Annotated in this window: 26 protein-coding genes; 12 read left to right on the top strand and 14 right to left on the bottom strand. The window is 68.8% G+C overall.

The window, feature by feature from the left end:
- Positions 1-15: 15 nt before the first annotated feature.
- Together G7043_RS29435 and G7043_RS29430 are read right to left on the bottom strand one after the other, a co-directional pair.
- Positions 16-768: a DUF3159 domain-containing protein gene (locus G7043_RS29435; RefSeq protein ID WP_166050994.1), complete on the bottom strand. Its 753-nt coding sequence runs from the start codon at positions 766-768 to the stop codon at positions 16-18.
- Positions 765-1,145, bottom strand: a complete 381-nt coding sequence (locus G7043_RS29430; RefSeq protein WP_030464824.1) for an OB-fold nucleic acid binding domain-containing protein — start codon at positions 1,143-1,145, stop codon at positions 765-767. The genes G7043_RS29435 and G7043_RS29430 overlap by 4 nt, the downstream gene beginning before the upstream one ends.
- A gap of 69 nt (positions 1,146-1,214) precedes the next feature.
- On the opposite strand from G7043_RS29430, the gene G7043_RS29425 reads away from it, so the two are divergent.
- Entirely contained in the window at positions 1,215-1,871 is a 657-nt protein-coding gene (locus G7043_RS29425; RefSeq protein WP_166050992.1) for an alpha/beta fold hydrolase, read from the top strand.
- On the opposite strand, the gene G7043_RS29420 is transcribed toward G7043_RS29425, so the two are convergent.
- Both G7043_RS29420 and dut read right to left on the bottom strand, forming a co-directional pair.
- Positions 1,868-2,482: a DUF3710 domain-containing protein gene (locus G7043_RS29420; protein ID WP_166050991.1), complete on the bottom strand. Its 615-nt coding sequence runs from the start codon at positions 2,480-2,482 to the stop codon at positions 1,868-1,870. The genes G7043_RS29425 and G7043_RS29420 overlap by 4 nt on opposite strands.
- Positions 2,483-2,486: 4 nt before the next feature.
- Positions 2,487-2,960: a dUTP diphosphatase gene (dut, locus tag G7043_RS29415; RefSeq protein ID WP_166050989.1), complete on the bottom strand. Its 474-nt coding sequence runs from the start codon at positions 2,958-2,960 to the stop codon at positions 2,487-2,489.
- Positions 2,961-2,984: 24 nt separating this feature from the next.
- On the opposite strand from dut, the gene G7043_RS29410 reads away from it, so the two are divergent.
- Positions 2,985-3,446 carry a DUF3093 domain-containing protein gene (locus G7043_RS29410; RefSeq protein ID WP_313888138.1) on the top strand — a complete coding sequence of 154 codons (462 nt, stop codon included), beginning with the start codon at positions 2,985-2,987 and terminating at the stop codon, positions 3,444-3,446.
- 86 nt (positions 3,447-3,532) lie between these two features.
- On the opposite strand, the gene G7043_RS29405 is transcribed toward G7043_RS29410, so the two are convergent.
- Positions 3,533-3,832 carry a DUF4193 domain-containing protein gene (locus G7043_RS29405; protein ID WP_086667480.1) on the bottom strand — a complete coding sequence of 100 codons (300 nt, stop codon included), beginning with the start codon at positions 3,830-3,832 and terminating at the stop codon, positions 3,533-3,535.
- A gap of 422 nt (positions 3,833-4,254) precedes the next feature.
- Here G7043_RS29405 and cei point away from each other — a divergent pair, with 422 nt between their 5' ends.
- Both cei and G7043_RS29395 read left to right on the top strand, forming a co-directional pair.
- Positions 4,255-4,986: an envelope integrity protein Cei gene (cei, locus tag G7043_RS29400; RefSeq protein ID WP_166050987.1), complete on the top strand. Its 732-nt coding sequence runs from the start codon at positions 4,255-4,257 to the stop codon at positions 4,984-4,986.
- 18 nt (positions 4,987-5,004) lie between these two features.
- Entirely contained in the window at positions 5,005-5,451 is a 447-nt protein-coding gene (locus G7043_RS29395; RefSeq protein WP_166050985.1) for a hypothetical protein, read from the top strand.
- Between the two features lie 76 nt (positions 5,452-5,527).
- On the opposite strand, the gene G7043_RS29390 is transcribed toward G7043_RS29395, so the two are convergent.
- Positions 5,528-6,334: an inositol monophosphatase family protein gene (locus G7043_RS29390; RefSeq protein ID WP_166050982.1), complete on the bottom strand. Its 807-nt coding sequence runs from the start codon at positions 6,332-6,334 to the stop codon at positions 5,528-5,530.
- A gap of 116 nt (positions 6,335-6,450) precedes the next feature.
- On the opposite strand from G7043_RS29390, the gene ppgK reads away from it, so the two are divergent.
- From ppgK to G7043_RS48650, 4 genes are all read left to right on the top strand, one after another.
- Entirely contained in the window at positions 6,451-7,212 is a 762-nt protein-coding gene (gene ppgK, locus G7043_RS29385; RefSeq protein WP_166050980.1) for a polyphosphate--glucose phosphotransferase, read from the top strand.
- Between the two features lie 239 nt (positions 7,213-7,451).
- Positions 7,452-8,780 carry an RNA polymerase sigma factor gene (locus tag G7043_RS29380; RefSeq protein ID WP_166050978.1) on the top strand — a complete coding sequence of 443 codons (1,329 nt, stop codon included), beginning with the start codon at positions 7,452-7,454 and terminating at the stop codon, positions 8,778-8,780.
- A gap of 484 nt (positions 8,781-9,264) precedes the next feature.
- The gene (locus tag G7043_RS29375; protein ID WP_166050976.1) at positions 9,265-9,807 is read left to right on the top strand and encodes a helix-turn-helix domain-containing protein; all 543 of its coding nucleotides are present in this window, start codon (positions 9,265-9,267) and stop codon (positions 9,805-9,807) included.
- Positions 9,808-10,212: 405 nt separating this feature from the next.
- Entirely contained in the window at positions 10,213-10,392 is a 180-nt protein-coding gene (locus G7043_RS48650) for a DUF7455 domain-containing protein (protein ID WP_231642793.1), read from the top strand.
- Positions 10,393-10,454: 62 nt separating this feature from the next.
- On the opposite strand, the gene G7043_RS29365 is transcribed toward G7043_RS48650, so the two are convergent.
- The 5 genes from G7043_RS29365 to G7043_RS29345 form a co-directional block, all read right to left on the bottom strand.
- A complete protein-coding gene (locus tag G7043_RS29365) occupies positions 10,455-11,609 on the bottom strand; it encodes an ROK family protein (RefSeq protein WP_313888137.1) in 1,155 nt (384 codons plus the stop codon).
- Between the two features lie 4 nt (positions 11,610-11,613).
- Complete coding sequence (locus tag G7043_RS29360) at positions 11,614-13,044, bottom strand: sugar ABC transporter permease (protein WP_166050973.1); 1,431 nt, start codon at positions 13,042-13,044, stop codon at positions 11,614-11,616.
- 20 nt (positions 13,045-13,064) lie between these two features.
- Complete coding sequence (locus G7043_RS29355; RefSeq protein WP_166050971.1) at positions 13,065-13,838, bottom strand: ATP-binding cassette domain-containing protein; 774 nt, start codon at positions 13,836-13,838, stop codon at positions 13,065-13,067.
- A gap of 75 nt (positions 13,839-13,913) precedes the next feature.
- Positions 13,914-15,038 (bottom strand): sugar ABC transporter substrate-binding protein, encoded by a 1,125-nt coding sequence (locus G7043_RS29350; RefSeq protein WP_166050968.1) that lies wholly within the window; start codon positions 15,036-15,038, stop codon positions 13,914-13,916.
- Between the two features lie 130 nt (positions 15,039-15,168).
- On the bottom strand, positions 15,169-15,765 hold the full coding sequence (locus G7043_RS29345; protein ID WP_166050966.1) for a TetR/AcrR family transcriptional regulator: 597 nt from the start codon (positions 15,763-15,765) through the stop codon (positions 15,169-15,171).
- Positions 15,766-15,813: 48 nt separating this feature from the next.
- Here G7043_RS29345 and G7043_RS29340 point away from each other — a divergent pair, with 48 nt between their 5' ends.
- Positions 15,814-16,605: a class I SAM-dependent methyltransferase gene (locus tag G7043_RS29340; RefSeq protein ID WP_166050964.1), complete on the top strand. Its 792-nt coding sequence runs from the start codon at positions 15,814-15,816 to the stop codon at positions 16,603-16,605.
- 16 nt (positions 16,606-16,621) lie between these two features.
- On the opposite strand, the gene G7043_RS29335 is transcribed toward G7043_RS29340, so the two are convergent.
- Positions 16,622-18,307, bottom strand: coding sequence for a DEAD/DEAH box helicase (locus G7043_RS29335; RefSeq protein ID WP_242642750.1), 1,686 nt, complete (start codon positions 18,305-18,307; stop codon positions 16,622-16,624).
- A 156-nt stretch (positions 18,308-18,463) separates the two neighbouring features.
- Between G7043_RS29335 and G7043_RS29330 the strand changes: the two genes are divergently transcribed.
- Positions 18,464-19,549 (top strand): YihY/virulence factor BrkB family protein, encoded by a 1,086-nt coding sequence (locus G7043_RS29330; RefSeq protein WP_242642749.1) that lies wholly within the window; start codon positions 18,464-18,466, stop codon positions 19,547-19,549.
- Positions 19,550-19,602: 53 nt separating this feature from the next.
- Here G7043_RS29330 and G7043_RS48645 read toward each other — a convergent pair whose 3' ends face one another.
- Positions 19,603-19,857: a DUF3039 domain-containing protein gene (locus tag G7043_RS48645; RefSeq protein WP_166050960.1), complete on the bottom strand. Its 255-nt coding sequence runs from the start codon at positions 19,855-19,857 to the stop codon at positions 19,603-19,605.
- 31 nt (positions 19,858-19,888) lie between these two features.
- Here G7043_RS48645 and G7043_RS29320 point away from each other — a divergent pair, with 31 nt between their 5' ends.
- Positions 19,889-20,779 carry a pseudouridine-5'-phosphate glycosidase gene (locus G7043_RS29320; protein ID WP_166050958.1) on the top strand — a complete coding sequence of 297 codons (891 nt, stop codon included), beginning with the start codon at positions 19,889-19,891 and terminating at the stop codon, positions 20,777-20,779.
- Positions 20,776-21,654 (top strand): carbohydrate kinase family protein, encoded by an 879-nt coding sequence (locus G7043_RS29315; protein WP_166050956.1) that lies wholly within the window; start codon positions 20,776-20,778, stop codon positions 21,652-21,654. Before G7043_RS29320 ends, G7043_RS29315 begins: the two co-directional genes overlap by 4 nt.
- Positions 21,655-21,898: 244 nt before the next feature.
- On the opposite strand, the gene G7043_RS29310 is transcribed toward G7043_RS29315, so the two are convergent.
- Entirely contained in the window at positions 21,899-22,213 is a 315-nt protein-coding gene (locus G7043_RS29310; RefSeq protein ID WP_166050955.1) for a DUF3099 domain-containing protein, read from the bottom strand.
- Positions 22,214-22,237 lie beyond the last annotated feature (24 nt).

Below are 22,237 nucleotides of genomic sequence, written 5' to 3'. Positions count from 1 at the left end.
AAACACGAAAAGCGGTCAGTCGCGGGACTTGTCGCGAGACTCCTTCTCCACCACGCGCTGGAGCTCGTCCATGTCCGGGGTGAGCAGGTCGTCGGCCGTACGGGCCAGGACCTCCTCCGCGGCAGTCTCGGCCTCGCGGGCCTCCTCGGCCGCCTTCAGACGCTTGTCGGCCCGGCGGACCGCCCAGACCGTGGCGACCAGCGCGATGGCCATCAGCGGGTAGCCCATACCGAGGCGGGCCACGGCCAGCCAGCCGACCTGGTCCTCCTCGTAGAGCCAGCGCTGCACCACGAAGCGGGCGAAGAAGACGAGGGCCCAGACGAAGGTCGCGATGTCGTAGTCGCGGACTGTGGCCTTGTCGGAGCGCCAGGAGCGGTCGCGGCCGTTGAGGAACGTCCAGATCACGCCGGCCAGGGGCCAGCGCAGGATGATCGAGAGCAGGAAGGCGCCGCCGTAGACGACGCTCTGCCAGATGCCGAAGAGGAAGAAGCCCTTGGCCTCACCCGTCTTGTAGGCGATGAACGCCGCGATGCCCACGCCGAACACGGCGGAGATGGCGGGCTGGATGGTGCCCTTGCGGATCGCCAGGGCCACGCCGATCACGACAGCGGCGACGAGCGCGCTGATGATCGCGGCCATCAGGTTCTTGGTGGCGAAGTTGACGATGACGAAGATGACGACGGGCAGCGACGAGTAGAGCATTCCGCTCACGCCGCCCATCTGCTCGAGGACGGTGGGCTGCTTTTCTTCGGTCTCAGCTGAGGTCATGAAGCGTTCTGCAACTCGTAATAGGGGTTGTAGAGCACCTTGCGCCCGTCGCGCACGGCGATGCGGCCACGAGCCTTGATCGTCCGACCAGGCTCGATGCCCGCGATGCGACGGCGGCCGAGCCAGACGAGGGTCACGCCCTCGGTGCCGTCGTAGAGCTCGGCTTCCAGGGTGGCGGCCGCGTCCCGGGGGCAGAGCTCCACGCTGCGGAGCCTGCCGAGGACGGTGACCTCCTCACCGGACTTGCAGTCGCAGGCCTTCACCGCGCCGACGGCCTCCGCTTTTCGCGAGAGGTCGTCCGCGTCGAGCTCGGCGACGTCACTGGTCAAGCGACGCACCAAGCGGCGCCAATAGCCGCTCATCCCCGACTCCTGCATTGCTCAAGTGGCCCCGTGGTGTGGACCGTCTGTGAGTGAGGGTACGCACGAGGGCCGACAATCTCGGTTGTGCCTGCCGAGACTGTCCTCCTCCTGCCCGGAACCGCCTCTGACGAGGTATTTGTCCGTTCCGTGTTCGCCGAGCCGTTGTCGCAGGTCGGCGCCGTTCTGACCGCTCCGCGCGTGCGCACACTCAGTGAACGGTTGACGGCCCTCGAAAATGCCTCGGCAGGCCACCCGATCGTGGTGGGCGGCGTCTCACTCGGCGCGCACGTCGCCGCGAGGTGGGCGGCCCGCAATCCGGGCAGGTGCGCCGGGCTGATCCTGGCGCTCCCGGCGTGGACCGGCGATCCCGGTGACGCACCCGCGGCCCAGGCCGCGAGGGCCAGCGCGGAGATCGTCACGCACCACGGCCTCGACACGGCTCTCGAAGGCACCACGGGCTGGCTGCGTGACGAGCTGACCCGAGCCTGGCGTGCTTATGGCGACCAGCTCGTGCCGCACCTCGAAGAAGCCGCCGGGTCACCGGCCCCCACGCTCGATGAGCTGAAGAGCCTGAACGTGCCCACGGGGATCGTCGGGTGCACCGACGACCCGGTGCACCCGATCGAGGTCGCCGAGCAGTGGGCGGACGCGATTCCACGCGCCGTGCTGACGACAACGACGCTCAACGCCTACCCGCACGCGCTGGGGCGTGCGGTGCAGGCGTGGCGAGAAGCGTGTTAGCCCTGCTGCTGGATGTGCCGGGCGATCGCTTCCGGCAGTTCGACCGGCAGCGGGGTGCGGGGCGGCATCGGCTGCTCACCGCGCACGACCACGGTGCCGCGCAGCATCTCCCGCAGCGCTGCGGAGTTCTGCTCGAAGTGCTCCTCGGGACCGGCGGCGACACCGCGCAGCATCCAGCGCGGCCCGTCGACGCCGACGAAGAGGATCTGCACGCCCTGGTTGCGCGCGGTGATCTCCTCGCCCCACTCGCCGTTCTCGCGGTTGATGCGGGCGCCGTCCTCCTTGAGGCCCTGGATCAGCTCGGCGCCGACCTCCCGCCAGAGGCCACCCGACTTCGGCGCGGCGAACGCGCTGACCGTCAGCTGACCGACGGACGTGAGGACGTGCACCGCGCGCACGGAACCGCTCTGCTGGTCCATCTCGACCTGCAACTGGGCCTCGGCCGGCATCGGCAGCAGCACCGAGCCCAGGTCGAGCCGGTCCACGTCGTCCTGGGGCGCCACCGTCGAGTCCCACGGACCGTCGACGTCCTCGAACTCCTCGTCGAGCTCCGGGCCGGTGTCGACCGCTCCGGTGGCGTGACGACCGCGCTTGCGGCGCCTTCCGAACATGCCCCTACCCCTCCGCCTTCATCCGGGCGAGCACCACGTGCCCGCCGGTCGAGCCATAGCCTCCCGCACCGCGCTCCGTCTCCGGCAGCTCAGTGACCTCGCGGAACACCGCGTGCTCGACGCGTTGCACGACGAGCTGCGCGATCCGGTCACCCCGCGACAGCACGATCGGCTCACGGAGATCATGGTTCACGAGGCAAACGCGGATCTCACCGCGGTAGCCGGAGTCGATCGTGCCGGGCGTGTTGACCACGCTCAGCCCGACCCGCGCGGCCAGTCCGGAACGGGGGTGCACGAACCCGGCGAACCCCACCGGGAGCGCGATGGCGACACCGGTGCCGACCACGGCGCGCTCGCCTGGTGGAATGACCACGTCCGACGTGGTGACCAGATCGGCGCCCGCGTCGCCGGGACGGGCGTAGGCGGGCACGGGAACCCCCGGATCGAGCCGGGTCAGCAACACCTCGACGCTGGACACGGCGGCCGAGATTACCCTGACGACGTGAGTGAGACTGCCGTGACCGCCCCTACGACCTTCCGCGAACGCCTGTACGTGACGTGGTGGATCTGGCCGCTGCCGCTGCTGGCGGCCGGGCTGCTCGCCGCCGAGGTGCACATGGGCTTCCCCGGCGTGCGGTCCTGGCTGCCGTACGTGATCCTGCTGCCGCTGACGATCGTGCTGATCGTGCGCATGGGGTCCACGAAGGTCGAGGTGGCCGACGGTGAGCTGCGGGCAGGCGAGGCCCACATCCCCCTCGCCCTGCTGGGCGACGTCGAGATCATCGCCCCGCAGGACCGGCGCAAGGCCATGGGCCCGCACCTCGACCCGGCGGCGTTCGTCGTGCACCGCGGCTGGGTCAAGCCGCTCGTGCGGGTGCGCGTGACCGACCCGGAGGACCCGACGCCCTACTGGCTGATCAGCACGCGGCGCCCGGAAGAGCTCGCCGCCGCGATCAAGTCCTGAACGACCGGCCGGAAAACACAACTGGGCGCCACCCGTGCGGGTGAGCGCCCAGTGTTTGTCGGCGGACGGTGGTCAGGCCCTGAAAATCAGGCGCAGTCGCGGCAGATGTACACACCGCCGTTGTCCTCGGCAAGCCTGCTGCGGTGGTGCACCAGGAAGCACTTCGAGCACGTGAACTCGTCGGCCTGCTTGGGCAGGACCTTGAACGTGAGCTCCTCGCCGGACAGATCGGCGCCCGGGAGCTCGAAGTTCTCCGCGCTCGCGTCCTCGTCGACGTCGACGACGCCGGACTGCGTCTCGTTCCGCCGGGCCTTCAACTCCTCGAGGGAGTCCTCAGCGAGTTCGTCCGCCTCGCTGCGACGCGGCGCGTCGTAGTCGGTCGCCATCTTCTTCACCCCTGCGGTCTACGGAGACTGTTCGTGTCGCTGGTTAACGCTCCAGCGACCTCTTTTGTGCCCCACGTCAAGGTGACGTAGGTCTCTCACACCCGAGCGCCAAGCCAACCCCCGTGACGTGACCGTCGGCTTGATCCACATGTGTGCGGAGCGCGCAGAGGGTAGCTCATTGCCCGAGTGACTCGACATCGGGTTACCCCTTACCGACCGGACGGGTGACACAACCTTTCTACGCTGGACCGATACCCTGTGCGGGAGCACGTGAACCCCGGCGTGCAACCTGGCGCCGGGCCGGTACCGTCCTGACTGTGAGCAATCAGGAGGGTGCGTTGGGTCACGCCCGTCGGGGCGCGCGACAGCCGGGCAAGGCCTAGGCTGATCACAGGGGACGGAACACGGGGAGGGCTTCGGACGTGGGACCCGGTTCGGGAAGCTTGACGCCCTACAAGCGGCGTCGGCCCGTGCCCGCGCTCGTCCTGTTCGCGGTGCTGTTGGTCAGTTCCGTGTTCGTGTGGGTGAAGGTGCTGGGCAATGCCAGCGACGTGGACGCCGCCATCAGGTGCAACGCGCCCGGTCACGTCCAGACGTCGGAGACCGCCGCAGCCGATCCGGTGGCCAACGCGGGCGGCACGCCGACCGCGCCCCCGCCCGCCCTGGGCACCGTGCTGGAACACGACGCGCTGGACCGCACGAACCCGGTGCCGCTCGGTGACGTCAACTTCAAGGTCGTCAACGCCTCGACGCAGCGCAACCACGCCAAGACCGTGGCGACACAACTCGCCGATCTGGGCCTGAAGCAGGCGGCCGAGCCGGGCAACGACGCGATCTACCCCGCCGGCGACATGAACTGCCGCGGCCAGATCCGCTTCGGCGCGCCCGGCTCGCAGGCGGCCAGGACCCTGTCGCTGCTGGAACCGTGCCTGGAACTCGTGCGCGACGACCGCCAGGACGCGACGGTCGACGTCGCCGTCGGCAAGAAGTTCGACGAGGTCAAGCCGAACAGCGACGCCCGCAAGGTGCTCGACCAGCTCAAGGAGTGGGCCGAGCAGCAGCCGGAGCAGCAGGGCGGCCAGGTCGCCGCGGCCGCTCCGCCCACCCTGAACGCGGACAACCTGTCCGGCGCCCGCGACGTCACCTGCAACTGACTTCCCGCTCGCCCTTGGATGCGGTTCAGTCTGAAGTTCAACGCAGTCGCATTGGTCGTCGTCACGGCCGTCGCCGCTCTGCTGCACCTGTGGCAGGACGCGAGCGAGCCCTGGTTCAACGTGCAGGTACTCCTCGTCGCGTTCGTCGCGCCCGAGGTCGTCCGTTTCACCGAACCGTTCGTGTGGCGCTACTTCACGCTGCACCGCACGACCTACTACGTCACCAACCAACGCGTCGTGTCCACACCCGGTAGGCGAACGCGCGCCACACGCCTGACAGCGGTTGACGCCTTGATGGTGGTGGAAGAACCAGACGGCTCCGGGTACGTACGAGTGGACCGGCGGATCATGCCCGACGGGTTCCAGCACCGCACGGTCACCGAACTGCTCCACGTGCCCGACGTGCGTGAAGTCGTCAACCTGCTCTCAACGTTGACTGGACGGACACCCGTCAACATTGACTGAATCAACGTCGATGTTGATTCAGTCAACCTCGACGTTGATCCTCCACGTTGATTCAGGCGTTGATTCAGGCGTTGATTCAGACCTTGCCGAACCCCGACTCGACCAGCGCGCCGTACATGGCGTCGGCGATGCCCGGCGCCGCCGCGAACGTCGCGTCCTCCCCCAGCTCGGGCAACGACCCCGGCAACCGCACCACGGCACCGGCCTCGGCGGCGATCAACCCGCCGGCCGCCCAGTCCCAGCGGCCCAGCCCGTGCTCGGCGTAGGCGTCGAGCCGGCCGGCGGCCACCGAGCAGAGGTCCAGCGAGGCCGCACCAGCACGACGCAGGTCGCGCACGCGCGTCGCCATCGACGCCCACGTGTCGGCCTGACGCTGACGGCGCTCCGGCCGGTACGCGAACCCGTACCCCAGCAAGGACAGCGACAGATCTGTGGTGGCGGACACGTGCAACGGCTCGCCGTCCAGGAAAGCGCCGTGGCCACGCGCGGCGGTCCACACGCGACCGGTCGCCGGCTCCACCACGGCACCCGCGACGGACTCGCCGTCGAGCTGCGCCGCGATCGACACCGAGTACCAGGGGATGCCGTAGAGGTAGTTGACGGTGCCGTCGATCGGGTCGACGACCCACGTCAGTCCCTCGACGTCCGCATCACCGTCGGGCCCGCCCTCCTCTTCACCGAGGATCGGCTCGCCGGGACGCAACTCGGACAGACGCGTCCGTACGAGTTGTTCTGAAGCGCGGTCGGCGGCCGTCACAACGTCCGTCGAAGTGCTCTTGGTGTCGAACGACACGACGGCGGAAGCACGCATGCGCTGAACAAGAGCGCCCGCCTCCCGTCCGATCGCCGTCGCGATGTCGACGAGTGGCCTGGGATCGAACACGACCGGTTCCCTCCTGCGTCACTAGCACGGGACTATCGGACAACGTCAGGCTAATGTCTGCGCACCACGGTTACTGAATCGAAGCAAGCAGGATCGAGTAGGAAGGACCACGGGGCATGGGCATCACCCGCGGGTTCGGTGTGGACATCGGCGGCTCCGGCGTCAAGGGCGGCCTGGTCGACCTCGAAGCAGGAGCACTGGACGGCGAACGCCTGCGCATCCCCACGCCTCAGCCCTCGACACCGGAAGCGGTCGCGGAGGTCGTCGCCGAGATCGTCGAGAAGTTCCAGTGGGACGGACCGGTCGGCGTCACGCTCCCGTGCGTGGTCAAGCACGGTGTCGCCCTCAGTGCCGCGAACGTGGACAAGGGCTGGATCGACTGCGACGCGCAGCAACTGTTCGCCGAGCGTCTCAAGCGCAAGCCCGAGGACATCGTCGTGATGAACGACGCGGACGCGGCCGGCATCGCCGAGATGTCGTTCGGCGCGGGCGTCGGCAAGGACGGGACCGTGGTGCTGCTGACGTTCGGCACGGGCATCGGCAGCGCGGTGTTCCTCGACGGCAAGCTCGTCCCGAACACCGAGTTCGGTCACCTCCAGGTCGACGGGCACGACGCGGAGAAGCGCGCCGCCGCCTCGGTGAAGGAGGACAAGGGCCTGTCGTGGGAGGAGTGGACGCCTCGGGTCACCCGGTACATCAACGTGCTCGAGGACCTCATCTGGCCCGACCTGATCATCGCCGGCGGCGGTGTGAGCAAGAAGGCGCAGAAATGGTTGCCGTTGCTCAAGGTTCGCACCGAGGTCGTCGCGGCCGCGTTGAAGAACGACGCGGGCATCGTCGGGGCCGCGTGGGCGGCCGCGCACGGCATCAGGCCCTGAACAAGGGCTCCGCGACCATTCGACACCGAAACGTGTCCGACTCGCCTTACTCGATCTAGCTGCGAGAACGCAGGTGAGAGCGCCTCGAACCACCTCGGGGCGCAACACCGCGTCACCGACGTCGTTACAATGGAACGCACACCCGCCAAGCAAGATCGGCGGGGAGATCCCCTGAACTCTGGCGACCGAGGTTTCGCGCCCTCTGGTTTGCCTTGAACGACCGTCGCGAAAGGGCGTACGTGGCAGCCGCAGAAACCGCATCCCGACGCTCCAGCTCCGCCGCGAGCGCCGCCAAGACGACCAAGGCGACCGCGGCCGGCGAGGCCGAGGAGAAGCCGAAGCGCAAGACGACCGCGACGGCCGCGGCCAAGAAGCCCGCCGCCGCAGCCGCCAAGGGCGCCCGCAAGCCGGCCACGAAGGCCGCTCCCGCCAAGGGCGCGACGACCAAGAAGGCCGACGGCGAAGAGCCGGAGGACATGGAAGGCGCTCCGGGCGCCGAGGACCTGGTCGAAGACGTCGAAATCGTCGACGAGCCGGTCGTCGACGAGCCCGAGGAGGCGGAGGACCCCAAGAACGAGGGTGACTTCGTCTGGGACGAGGAAGAGTCCGAGGCCCTGCGCCAGGCGCGCAAGGACGCGGAGCTCACCGCCTCGGCCGACTCCGTCCGCGCCTACCTCAAGCAGATCGGCAAGGTCGCCCTCCTCAACGCCGAGGAGGAAGTCGAGCTCGCCAAGCGCATCGAGGCAGGCCTGTACGCCGCCGAGCGCGTGCGCCGTTCCGAGGAGGAGCAGGAGAAGCTCACCCCGCAGCTGCGCCGCGACCTCCGCTGGATCGTCCGCGACGGCGAGCGCGCCAAGAACCACCTGCTCGAGGCGAACCTCCGCCTCGTCGTCTCGCTGGCCAAGCGCTACACCGGCCGCGGCATGGCGTTCCTGGACCTGATCCAGGAGGGCAACCTGGGTCTGATCCGCGCCGTCGAGAAGTTCGACTACACCAAGGGCTACAAGTTCTCCACGTACGCCACCTGGTGGATCCGGCAGGCGATCACCCGCGCCATGGCCGACCAGGCCCGCACCATCCGCATCCCGGTGCACATGGTCGAGGTCATCAACAAGCTGGGTCGCATCCAGCGCGAGCTGCTGCAGGACCTGGGCCGCGAGCCCACTCCCGAAGAGCTCGCCAAGGAAATGGACATCACGCCCGAGAAGGTGCTGGAGATCCAGCAGTACGCGCGTGAGCCCATCTCGCTGGACCAGACGATCGGTGACGAGGGCGACAGCCAGCTCGGCGACTTCATCGAGGACTCCGAAGCCGTCGTCGCGGTGGACGCCGTCTCGTTCACGTTGCTGCAGGATCAGCTCCAGTCCGTGCTCGCGACGCTGTCCGAGCGCGAGGCGGGCGTCGTCCGGTTGCGTTTCGGCCTCACCGACGGCCAGCCGCGCACGCTGGACGAGATCGGCCAGGTCTACGGCGTCACGCGTGAGCGCATCCGCCAGATCGAGTCCAAGACGATGTCGAAGCTGCGTCACCCGTCGCGTTCGCAGGTTCTGCGCGACTACCTCGACTAGGTCTCACTCAGGCATACGCACACAGCCCCGCACCGGTTCGGTGCGGGGCTGTTGTGATTTTCCCGATGTGTTTTCATGCGGCGTGTTCCAGACCGAGGTCATCCACGCCGGCGAACGCGCCTTCGCCGGACTGCCCGCGGTCGTCGAGATCTGCAACGAGGCACATGTGGCCTCTGGTAGGAGGAGCGCTTCGGGGCTCCCTGCGCCCTACCCATCTACCGAGGTGCCATCGACTCGTTCGCGGCAACCACGTGCTGCGTGGCCCCCGCGACGTGTACGAGACCAAAGACCCGGCGATGGCGCGGGCAGTGGCCGGAACTCACGATCCTCCCCTGGCCGTGACCAGGCGTGATCGTGCGCATGCAAAAGATGAGTACCCATGTACTCATGTGCCGCCTATGCATCCGCGACAGCATCAGTGTGTGGCTGTGCCGGAGGGGTGCACAGGGACAGTTCCGGACATCGGAACGAGGGGGCAGGAAACATGGGCAGGTCAGTACTCGAAGGGGCTTTCTCGCTGCTGGACAAGCTGATGGACGAGGGTGAGCTGGGGCTCACGCAACTCGCCGACCGCTGCGAGATGCCGAAGACGACGGTGCACCGCCTTCTGGACCAGATGGAGGTGCTCGGCGCGGTGGAGAACGTGCGCGGCCGCTACCGCATCGGCGCGCAGATGTTCCGGCTCGGGCACGCGTGGGAGCCGGCCGCGGGCGTCCTGCAGGTCGCGCGGCAGCCGTTGCGCGCGTTGTCCGCGACGATCAGGACGTCGACGATCCTCGCGGTGCCGCGGCGTGACCGGGTGCTCGTCGCGGCGGCGAGCATCGTGCGGGCCGAGGACGTGGCCCGGTTGCGGCCTGGGGCGACGGTGCCGGCGGGCATGGAGTTCGTCAGCGCTCCGGTGCGCACGCCGACCAGCAGTGTCATCGGCACGGTGTCCGCGGTGCTCGACAACGGGCGCAGCGCCACCGCCCTGCGGGAGGCTGTCGGGCACGCCGCACGGGCGATCAGCGCGGCCCTCGCGAGCTGATCGAAAAGCGCACGGCCGGGAGTTCGATCACGGTTCCGCGTCCGAATCGTGGGACGTTCGTGACCTGTTCGCTGCGGGCGGACAAAGGCAACCGATATCACACTCCCGGTCGCACGCAACCGACCGAACGGCCTTAACTTGCTGCTCCACCAGCGGGTTTCCGATTGCGCAGAGTGCCTGTCAAGACGGTGAACCGGTGGCGAACACGTGTGTAAGTCTGCTGCAGGCGGGTAAATCGCATAGTGACGCGAGTCGCCACGCACACGGGAACACTGACTATCGCGAGAACGTCTGTCAGAGTGGAGCCAGCGAGCACCGCGCACCAGCCAGGGGCGCTGTGGTCGCAGCTTGGTAAGAGGGCACCGGGACACTTCGTTCCGTTGCTGGGACGGAGGGAGATTCATCATGACTGCAGCACTCACCCGCCCCGAGTTGACCGCTGCCGACCGCTGCGACCGCTGCGGGGCTGCTGCCCAGGTTCGCGCTTTGCTCCCGTCCGGGGGCGAGCTGCTGTTCTGCGGGCACCACGCCCGGGCGCACAGTGAGAAATTGCGCGAACTCGCTGCTGAGATTCAGCAGGGCTGACTTCCACCCCACCTAGCCGCTCGGGGCGGAGATCCGAAAGGATCTCCGCCCCCTTCGCTTTTCTAGATGGTGTCGAGAACGGGCTCGAACGCGAGTTCCGCCGCGCCGATCAGCTTCGCGTCCCGGCCCAGCGGTGATGTCACGACCTGGGTTCCGCCGACCGCGCGCGACACGAGGCTGCGTCGCTGCACCGCGGAGCTCACCGCTTCGACGACGGAGTCCGGCAGCGCCGTGTAGAGATCGCCGAGCACGACCAGTTCCGGGCCGAGCACGTTGACGATGTTCGCGAGCCCCAGTGCCAGCCAGCCGGCGAACTCGGTGAGCGCCGCCGGATCGTCCAACGCCCGAAGCGTCGCGACCACGGCACCGCGCGGCGCGTCGTCCGGCAGGCCCAGTGCCCGGCACAGCGCCGGTTCGCCGACCTCGGTCTCCCAGCAGCCATCACAACCGCAGTAGCAGCGCCGGCCGTTCGGGTTGACCACCATGTGCCCCAGCTCGCCGACGTAGCCGCCGGTGCCGCGCAACGGTTGCCCGGACAGGATCACTCCGCCGCCGACGCCGACGTCCGCGGAGATGTAGACCATGTCCGACGACGACTGGGCCGCGCCGCGCACGTGTTCCGCCAGCGCGCCGAGCTCCGCGTCGTTGCCGACCTGGACCGGCAGCTTCAGCACCGCTTCCAGGCGTTTGCCGAGGGCCACGTCCGTCCAGTGCAGGTTCGGCGCCTCGTGCACGTGGCCGTCGGCCCGCCGCACGACGCCCGGCACCGACACCCCGACGCCGACCGCGGTGACGTCGAGGTCTTCGGCCATGAGGCGCGCCGACTCGACGATGTGCGTGATCACCTCACCCGGATCACGTGTCCGGTGCAGGTTCCAGCTGTCCCGGCCGAGGATCTCCCCGCCGAGGCCGACGAACCCCATCGCCACGTGCTCCACCCGCACGTCGATCGCCATGACGACCGCGGCCTGCGGCTGGGGCAGGACCAGCAACGACGGACGGCCCGCTCCGCTGCGCAGAGCGGGCACGCGTTCGGCGACCACACCGGCTTCGGCGAGGCCGTCCACCAGGGCCTTGATCGTGCTGCGGTTGAGCCCGAGCTCAGCCGCGAGCGACGCCCTGGTGGACGGTCCGTCGACGTGCAGGCGGCGCAGCAGCGCCGTCCTGTTGTGCCTGCGGATCTCGTCGGGACGGGTGCCGGAGATTGGTCCCGTCACCGCGTCAGCGAGCCGAGTTCGCTGCCCGGCGACGAGACAACGCGTCGACGCTCGCGGCGAGCAGCAGGACCAGGCCGGTCACGATGAACACGACGGCAGCGGGCTGGTTGAGCAGGCCCATGCCGTTCTGGATGATCGCGAGGACCGCGCCACCAATGACCGCGTCGCGCAGGCGGCCCTTGCCACCGAACAGCGACGTGCCACCGATGACCGCCGCACCGACCGACAGCAGCAGCGTGTTGCCGGCGCCGGCGTTCGGGTCGACCGAGCCGACCTTCGACGAGTACACGATCGCGCCGATCGCGGCCGCCGAGGAGGCGATCACGAAGACGCTCATCCGGATGCGCTCGACGTTGATACCGGCGCGGCGCGCGGCTTCCTTGTTGCCGCCCACGGCGTAGATGTGGCGGCCGTAGGAGGTGCGGTCGAGCACGAACGTGCCGATCACGAGCAGGACGAGCACCACCGGCACGACGTACGGCACGCCCTCGATCACGATGAGGTTGCTCGCTGCCCGGTTCAGGGACAACGCGTACGTGATGACCGCGGCCAGCACCGCGAGGGCGCCGATCTTGGCCAGCACCAGTGACGTCGGCTGGGCCACGAGTCCCTTGCGCAGCCGGGAGAAGTGCCGGGTGAGCACGACCGCCGCGTAACCGCCGACGGCGACGACGAACAACACCCACGAGCCCACGAAGTTCAGGTTGCCGTTGGCGACGTTGAAGATCGTGTCGTCGCGCAGGCCGAGCGTGCCGCCCTGGCCGATGAGCTGCAGCACGACACCGCCCCAGACGAGGAACAGCGCCAGGGTCACGACGAACGACGGGATGCCGACCTTCGCGACCAGGAAGCCGGTGACGCAGCCGATGGCCGCGCCGACGCAGACCGCGAGCAGCATCTCCAGCCAGGCGTTCGCGGGAACGCCGACCGCGGCGATGATCAGCGCGACGGCCGACAGCGCCGTACCGGCCCAGATCTTCATCCACGCCGAGAGCGCGATCGCCAGCACCAGCAAGCCGCAGAACACGTAGAAGACCGTGTCGCCCATGCCGCCGAGCAGGTTGCCGTTGTGGATCAGGTGCAGCGCCATCACCGACGCGGTCACACCGGACGCGGTACCGGCGGACAGGTCGATCTCGCCCAGCAGCAGCACGAACACCAGGCCCATGGCGATGATCGTGATGCTGGCGCCCTGCTGGAGCAGGTTGGCGAGGTTGCCGAGGGTGAAGAACGTGTCGGACAACGAACTGAACACGATGAGCAGCACGATCAGTCCGAGCAGCGCGGGCAGTGCGCCGAGCTCGCCGCCGCGGACCCTGGCCCAGTAGTCGCGGACGGCCTCGCCGGTGGACTGGGACGTCGTGTCGATGCCGAAGTCGGAGATGGCGCCCGGTTGCGGGGTCTCCTGCTCGTGCTTTTCGGTGGTGTCGGTCATGCTCGCCTCTTCGGAACTCATCAGATCGTCGCCGCCTCGGGGCGGGCGATGCCCAGGTCACCGGAACGACCGGCGGTGATCAGCTCGACCACCTGGCCGTGTGTGACTTCCTTGGATCCCACGACGGCGGCCATGCGGCCGAGGTAGAGGCACGCGATCTTGTCGGCGACCTCGAAGACGTCGTTCATGTTGTGGCTGATCAGCACGACGCCCAGGCCCTGCTCCGCGAGCCGGCGGACCAGGTCGAGCACCTGCCGGGTCTGCGCGACGCCGAGTGCCGCGGTGGGCTCGTCGAGCAGCACGACCTTGCTGTTCCACAGCACGGCCTTGGCGATCGCGACGGTCTGGCGCTGGCCACCGGACAGCGACGAGACCTGGGTGCGCACCGACTTGACCGTCCGCACGGACAGCGACGCCAGCGTCTTGCGCGCCGCCTGTTCCATGTCCGTCTCGTCGAGCAGGCCACCCTTGGTGCGCTCACGGCCGAGGAACATGTTCTGGACGATGTCGAGGTTGTCGGCCAGCGCGAGGTCCTGGTAGACGACCTCGATTCCGAGCTCCGCGGCGTCGCGCGGGCCCTTGATGTGCACCGGCTCGCCCTGGAACAGGACCTCACCCGAGTCGGTCGGGTGGATGCCCGCGATGCACTTGACCAGCGTCGACTTGCCCGCGCCGTTGTCGCCGACGAGGGCGGTGACCTCGCCTGGGTTGACGGTGAGGTCGATGTCGTGCAGGACGTGCACGGGGCCGAAGCTCTTGTTGATGCCGCGCAGCTCGAGAATCGGCTCGCTCACTGGGGTTCCTCCGTGGTTACCACGCGGCGAGAGGCGGGACGCGCCGGACGCGTCCCGCCTTCACCGCGAGCGGTGTTACTTGATGCCGAGCTGGTCGCAGGCGGCCTTGGTGTCGGCCACGCAGATCTCCGACGCCTTGACGAAGCCGGCGTCCACGACGGACTTGACCTTGTCCTTGGTGATCAGCTGCGCGGACAGCAGGACGGACTTGACGTCGCGGTTGCCCTTGTCGTCCTTCGTCTTGCCGGTCGCGAGGGCGTCGGCGGCGGCGGTGTCGCCCTTGGCGAGAGCGGCGGCCAGCTTGGCGGCGGCCTCGGCCTCGTCCTTGATGGGCTTGAACACGGTCATGTACTGGTCACCGCGGAGCACGGCCTGCAGACCGTCCGGGGTGGCGTCCTGACCGGTGACCGGCACCTTGCCGTTCAGGCCGACCTTCTTCAGCACCGTGATCACGGCGCCGGCGAGGCCGTCGTTCGCGGCGACGACGCCGTCGACCTTGCCCTGGTTGCTGGTCAGGATCTGCTCGAAGACCTGACCACCCTTCTGGTTGTCCCAGTTGTCGATCGGCTGGGACTGGACCAGCTTGAGCTTGCCCGAGTCGTAGAGCGGCTGCAGGACCTTCTTCTGGCCCTGGGTGAAGAGCGTCGCGTTGTTGTCCGTCGGCGCGCCCTCGATCTCGATGACGTTGGCGCCCTGCGGCTTCTCCTTCAGCGCGTCCGCGAGGCCCTGGCCCTGCAGCTCGCCGACCTTCACGTTGTCGAACGACACGTAGTAGGACGAGGAGCCACCGGTGTTCAGGCGGTCGTAGTCGATGACCTGAATGCCCTGGGCCTGCGCCTTCTTGGCGACGGACGCACCGACCTCGCTGTTGGGCGTGGCGATGATCAGGACCTTGACGCCGGCGTTGATCATGCCGTCGGCCAGGGTGCTGAACTTCTGGACGTCACCCTGGGCGTTCTGGATGTCGGGGACGAGCCCCTCCTTCTCCAGAGCGGCCTTCAGGAGCGGCTTGTCGAAGCCCTCCCAACGAGCGGAGGAGGCGGTCTCAGGAAGGATCACGCCGACCTTCGCGCCATTGCCGCTGCCAGAGTTCGTGTCGGTGCTTCCTCCGGTGTTGGAGGACGTGTTGGCGCCGCACGCCGAGACCGCCAGGGCGAGGCCCGCGGTAACGGCGATGGAAGCGAGAGTCTTGCTGCGCATCCGCCATCCCTTTCACTGCGCTGTGTCACAGAGAATGTTGTGGCGCACAACGTATGCCCGACATATGCGTGACCGGAACCACACTGGATCGATTAAGTCGCAACGATGCGGTAACCGTGGCGTCATTTAGTCACTCAGAGTTGTGAGAGCGTAACCACGGCGCTACAACGCTTGCGACCATTCGGCGCACGACGTCCGGAGGGGGCGGTGCGTCCCGGTCGACGAAGAGCAGGTGCGCGGTCCCGATGAGCACGGGTGCGACCCCTTCGGGATCGAGGTCACCGACGCGGCCCAGCTCCCGTTCCCGCGCCAGGTAGTCCTGGATCATGATCGCGGCGTCGGTCAGCACCGGTATTCCCGCGGGCCAGGTGTCGCGCAGCCGCCTGCGCAGGTCGTCGCGGAACGTCACGAGAGCGACGATCGCAACGGCGACCGACTCGAACACGGCGGTGATCGCTTCCGCGAGGTTGTCGACGACGGTTCCGGCGCCCGCCGCCCCGAGGAGCGCCTTCGCCCGCGCGTCCATCTTGTCGACGCGGTCGAGGACGAACTCCGCGAGAAACGCGTCGAAGTCGTCGAAGTGCCGGTGCAGGACACCCTTGGCGACACCGGCCTCGGTCGTCACCGCGCGGCTGGTGAGCGCGCTCGGCCCGCCTTCGACCAGCAGGCGATCGGCGGCGCCGAACAGCTGTTCCCGCACGTCACGCAGGTGCACACCGGTGGGCACGCGGAAATCTCCTAGCTGAAGTGGGCGCTTGCCCACTACGGTGGGCGCATGCCCACTTTAAACGATGAGACCGGCAAGCGACTCGCCGCTTCGTTCGGCGCGGAGGCCGCTCGCTACGACCGCACCCGCCCGCCTTACCCCGACGAGCTGATCGACCGGATCGTCGCGGCGAGCCCCGGACCACGCGTCGTCGACATCGGTTGCGGCACCGGCAAGCTGTCCCGTCAACTCCAGGCGGCCGGGTTCGAGGTGATCGGAGTCGAGCACGACGAGCTCATGGCCGAGTTCGCCCGTGGCACGGGAGTGCCGGTGGAGGTGTCGAAGTTCGAGGCCTGGGATCCCGCCGGCCGCCAGTTCGACGCCGTCGTCGCCGGGCAGGCGTGGCACTGGGTCGACCCCGAGGAGGGACGGCGCCAGGTCGCGCGAGTGCTGCGGCCCGGCGGCGTGTTCGTGGCGCTGTGGCACGTGTTCGCGATGCCGGACTCGGTCGCGGAGGCGATGGCCGAGGTCTACCGGAGGATCGCGCCGGAGATGCCGTTCCGCATCGGGCACAACGGCGCGGAGGCGCTGGCGGCCTACCGGTCGGGCTGTGAGCAGACCGCGGAGACGTTCGTCGGCACCGGCGAGTTCTCCGGCTCCGAGCAGTGGAGCGGCCGGTGGGACCAGACCTACACGACCGCCGAGTACGTCGATCTGATGCTCACCATGAGCCCGCTGGGCCTGCTCACGAAGGAGCAGGTCACCGAAGTGCTGGACTGCCTCGGCACCGCCATCGAGGCCGTCGGCGGGAGCTTCACGATGAGCTACGACACGCTCGCGGTCGCCGTCACGCGCGCCTGACCTACCCAGGAACGCCCTACCAGGAACGCAGCGTCGCGATGCGCTCTTCCAGTTGCTCGATGGTGGCCATCGCGGTCGGCGGGCCGCCGCAGTACTCGCGCAGCTGGTTGTGAATCTTGCCGTGCGGCTTCTTCGTGCGGTGGTGGTGCATCGCGACGAGGGTGTTGAGTTCCTTGCGCAGTGACGTGAGGCGTTCCTGCACGCCCACGGGCCTGGCCTCCCGGACGGCGACCTCGGGCTTGGGGCGCTTGGCCGCGGAGGCCATCTGCTCTTCCTGGCGCTGCAGCAACAGGGTGCGCACCTGGTCGGGTTCGAGGAGGCCCGGCAGGCCGAGGTACTCCTGTTCCTCCTCGGAGCCGGCGTGGGTCGGTGCGCCGAACGACGAGCCGTCGAAGATCACCTGGTCGAGCTCGGCCGTGGTGCCCAGCGCGGTGAAGGCGCGCTCGTCCTCACCGGGCTCGTCCTTGGCCTGGTTGGCCGCGGCCATGAGCTCGTCGTCCCAGCCGTCCTTCTCGCGGTGCGGCTTGCCGAGAACGTGGTCGCGCTCGGCCTCCAGCTCGGACGCGAGCTGGAGCAGCACCGGCACCGACGGCAGGAACACGGTGGCGGTCTCGCCGGGCTTCCGGTTGCGCACGAAGCGGCCGACGGCCTGGGCGAAGAACAACGGGGTCGACGACGACGTGGCGTACACGCCGACCGCGAGCCGCGGCACGTCGACGCCTTCGGACACCATGCGGACCGCGATCATCCAGCGCTCGTTCGTCGCGGAGAACTCCGCGATCTTGCCGGACGCCTTCGGGTCGTCGGAGAGGACGAGCGTGGGGATCTGGCCCGTGACGCGCTGCAGCACCTGCGCGTAGGCCTTCGCCACGGTCTGGTCGGTGGCGATCACCAGGCCACCCGCGTCCGGCAGACCGTTCTCCCGCTTCTGGGTGAGCCGCTGGTCGGCGGCGCGCAGCACGGACGCCATCCAGTCGCCGGCCGGGTCCAGCGCCGTGCGCCACGCCCGCGCGGTCTGCTCCTGCGTCAGCGGTTCGCCCAGGCGTGCGGTGTACTCCTCGCCCGCGCTGGTCCGCCACGACGCCTCACCGGAGTACGCCAGGAACAGCACGGGCCGGACGACGCCGTCGCGCAGCGCGTCGGAGTAGCCGTAGGTGTGGTCCGCCTTGGAGGTCTTGAAGCCGCCGTTGCTCTCCTCGTACTGCACGAACGGGATCGGCGAGTCGTCGGAGCGGAACGGCGTGCCGGTGAGGCAGAGGCGGCGGGTGGCGGGCGTGAACGCCTCGCGGATCGCGTCACCCCACGACTTGGCGTCGCCGCCGTGGTGCACCTCGTCGAGCAGCACCAGCGTCTTGCGGTTCTCCGTGCGCACCCGGTGCAACGTCGGATGGGCGGCGACCTGCGCGTACGTCACGGCCACGCCGTGGTAGTCGCGGGAGGTCATCGCGTTGGTGTTGCGGAAGTTCGAGTCGATGTGGATGCCCTGCTCGGCGGCGGCCTTCGCCCACTGGTGCTTGAGGTGCTCGGTGGGGGTGACGATCGTGACGGCCTCGATCGTCCGGTCGGCCAGCAGTTCGGCGGCCACCCGCAGTCCGAAGGTCGTCTTGCCCGCGCCCGGCGTCGCGACGGCGAGGAAGTCCTGCGGCTTGGCGGCGAGGTACTTGGTCAGCGCGCGGCGCTGCCAGGCCCGCAGCGGTCGCATTGCTGCTGTCGCTGTCACAGACGTGTTTCTCCTCATTTGTGCAGGTCACACATGGTTGTGCCCTCAGGCAGACCGTGGCCGAGGGCAACGAGAGCCTACCTGTTCCGGGCGTCGATGCCGCGAAACGTGGCCCCATGCACCATGCTTGTCACTGCGATGGGTTCGCCTACCGACAACGACGCACGCAGGTCCGGCCGCAAGGGGCCGCTGCGTCTACTCGCGCGCACGCTGTCGAAGGCGTGGCAGGGCAACATCTTCTCAGAAGCCGCCGAGGCGGCGTTCTGGCAGACGCTGTCGTTTCCCCCGCTGCTGCTCGGAGTGCTGGGCGCCATGGGTTATTTCGGCGACTGGTTCGGTGCCGAGGTGGTGTCCGCCGTCCAGGAGAAGATCATCGGGTTCACCCGGACGATCTTCAGCGCGGACGTCGTCAACGACGTGATCCAGCCCACGGTCGCGGAGATCCTCACGACCGGCAAGGGCGAGATCGTCTCCGTCGGCTTCCTGATCTCGCTGTGGGCGGGTTCGTCGGCGATGTCGTCGTTCGTCGACGCGATCACGGTCGCGCACGGCCAGTACGGCGTGCGCAACGAGTTGTGGCAGCGCATCTTCGCCCTGCTGCTCTACATGGTGTCGTTGGTGGCACTGGTGATCGGCCTGCCGGTGCTGGCGCTGGGCCCGGACGTGCTGCCGCAGTTCTTCCCGACGTCCTGGCAGCCCTACATCGAGACGTGGGTCGGCCGGTTCTACTACCCCGGCGTCGCGTTGTTGCTCGTGCTGTCGCTGTCGCTGCTCTACAAGGTCGCGCTGCCGCGAAGGCTGCCGTACCACCGGGTGCTGCCCGGCGCGGTCCTCGCGATGGCCGTGTTCATCCTGTCGTCCATCGGCCTGCGGCTGTACATCCAGTGGATCACCACGACCGGCTACACCTACGGCGCTCTCGCGACCCCGATCGCGTTCCTGCTGTTCGTGTTCTTCATCGGCCTGGCGATCACGATCGGCGCGTACTTCAACAGCGCGATCCAGGACGAGTGGCCGGCCCGGATGACCCGCCGTCAGCGCCGGCGGTGGCGGCGGCTGGAGATGGAGCGCGCGGCGTCGCGCATCCGCTCCGAGGCCGAGGACCCCGAACCCGAGACCACCACCAGCTACTCGGCGCCGTCCCCGGCCGACACGCAGCTGACCACCCCGCTGAAGATCCAGGAGCCGCCGACCTCGCCCGAAGAACAAAAACAGCGGGGGTAGCCGAAGCCACCCCCGCTGCTCGTCGAAGCTCGCGGAGTTCTACCTGCTGCGGCTCACTCGCCGCCGTCGCCGCCCTTGGGCAGGCCCTCGTAGATCTTCTTGCAGTCCGGGCACACCGGCGAACCGGGCTTAGGCGACCGCGTGACCGGGAAGACCTCGCCGCACAACGCGACCACGTGCGTTCCCATGACGGCGCTCTCGGCGATCTTCGCCTTGCGCACGTAGTGGAACATCTTCGGGGTGTCGTCCCCGGTGTGGTCGGTGCCTTCCGGCCGGACGTCGACCTCGGGGAGAGTCTGGGTGCTCACCCGCCCAGAGTACCTGGGATGATGTCCCCTCGTGACCACGCTGCACATCGCCGACGAAGTAGCCACCGCACTGGCCGAGAACCGGCCTGTCGTCGCTCTTGAGAGCACCATCCTGTCCCACGGGCTGCCTGCCCCGCGCAATCTCGCCGTGGCCGCACGCCTGGAGAAGGTGGTCCGGGAAGCCGGTGCCGTCCCCGCGACGATCGCCGTGCTCGACGGCGTACCGCACATCGGCCTTTCCTCCGCCCAGCTAGACCACGTGTGCACCGCGGGCGATCTCGCGAAGCTCTCGCTGCGCGACCTCGGCCCCGCCTACGCGCTCGGCCGCAGCGGCGCGACGACCGTGGCGTCGACCACGGCGCTCGCGCACCAGGCCGGCATCCGCGTCTTCGCGACCGGCGGTCTCGGCGGCGTGCACCGCGGCGCGCGCGAGACGTGGGACGTGTCGGCCGACCTCGACGTGGTCGCCACTACGCCGGTGCTGATCGTCTGCTCGGGCGTGAAGTCGATCCTGGACATGGGCGCGACCCTGGAGGTGCTGGAGACCCGCTCGGTGCCGGTCGTCGGCTACCGCACCTCGCGTTTCCCCGCCTTCTACCGCCGCGAGTCCGAGTTCGAGGTGCCGTGGCGCGTCGAGAACGCCGCCGAGGCCGCCGCGGTGTTCGCCGAGGGCGGTCGCGGCATGCTCCTGGCGAACCCGATCCCCGCCGCGTTCGAGATGGACTCCGCCCTGCACGACCGCCTGCTGGCCGAGGGCCTGCAGAAGCTGGTCGACGAGAACGTGCGCGGCAAGGACGTCTCCCCCGTCCTGCTGGAGCACTTCCACACCGCGAGCGCCGGCGTGAGCCTCGACGCGAACGAGGAACTCGTCGTCAACAACGCCTCCGTCGCAGCCGCCGTCGCCGTCGAGCTGTTCCAGTGAGGCCTGTGATCGTCGTGGGCGACGCCGGCCTGGACGTCGTCGCCCGCCACTCCGGCCCCATCGCCCACGGCGGTGACGTGCGCGCGAAGGTGACCATCGAGCCAGGCGGCGCGGGCGCGAACACGGCCGTGTGGCTGGCCGCGTGCGGTGCGTCGCCGATCCTGGTGGCCCGCGTCGGCGCCGACTCGGCCGGCCGCCAGGTCCACGCCGAACTGACCGCCGCGGGCGTCCAGTGCGCCTTCGCCGTCGACCCGGACCTGGCCACCTGCTGCGTGGTCGTGCTCGTCGACGACGACGGCCAACGCTCGATGCTGCCCGACCGCGGCGCGAACGCCCGCTTCTCCCCGGCGGACCTCGACCCGGGCCTGCTCGCCGCCTCGCACGGCCACCTGCACCTGTCGGGCTACGTGCTGCTCGACGCCACCTCCCGCCCGGCCGGCCTGGCCGCGCTGGAGGCAGCGCGGGCCGCCGGGTGGACGACGTCGGTGGACCCGCAGGCGGCAGTGCTGATCCACTCCGCCGAGGCCTTCCTGGAGGACGTGCGCGGCGTCGACATCCTCATGCCGAACGCCGACGAACTGCTCGCCCTGACCGGCTCGTCCGACCCCACCGCCGGCAAGGACCTGCTGACCCACGTCGGCACCGTCGTGGTGACAACGGGCCCGGACGGCGCGTCGTGGGTGGACTCCGACGAACTCATCTCGGTCCCCGCTGAAGCCACCGAGTGCGTCGACTCGACCGGCGCGGGCGACGCCTTCGACGCCGGCTTCCTCGCCGCCTGGCTCTCCGGCGCCTCCAAGCACGACGCCCTGCTCGGCGGTGTCCGCGCAGGCTCTCGCGCGGTCAGCGTCGTAGGCGCCCAGCCACCCCGCTAGGCCCCCGCACCGATATATCAGTTCCCATATATCAGTTGCCCGCCCACCCGGATGCAAAAACCGTTTGCGGACGAAGTCAAAAGACTCATTGCAAAGGCTGACTGAGCAGGCCCTTAGCAATGACTCTTTGGACTTCGTCCGCAAAAGACTCGTTGCTAAGGGGCGGACAGCGTTCGGCGACAGTCGGACTTGAGGACTTCGCAGACGGGTCGACGATGGGTTCGGCGGCGGGATTCGGCGCGCGTCAGCCGTCGATGATGGTGGTGCTCTTGGGGGCGATGGCGCGGCGCTCGGCCTCGTGGCGGTTGACCTTCTCGGTCTTGCGCGGCGGCCTGTCGTTCGCGATCAGCACGGCCATCCATGGCAACGGCACGGACAGCACGATGAAGAAGAGCGCGAGCCACCAGGTCTGGGCGAAGAGTGCCGCGAGGATGAGGCACGGGAAGCGCAGGCTCATCATGATCGCGTACTTCTTGCGCCGGGCGGCGTGCTGTTCCTCGTAGGACGGGGCCGCCTCGGTGATCAACACCGGGGTGTCGTTCCGGTCAGGACTGCTCACGACACCACCCTCTTAACTCTTTCT

The sequence above is a fragment of the Lentzea alba genome (assembly GCF_011067745.1).
GTDB classification, from domain to species: Bacteria; Actinomycetota; Actinomycetes; order Mycobacteriales; family Pseudonocardiaceae; genus Lentzea; species Lentzea alba.
This window is presented reverse-complemented; position numbering and strand designations above follow the sequence as displayed.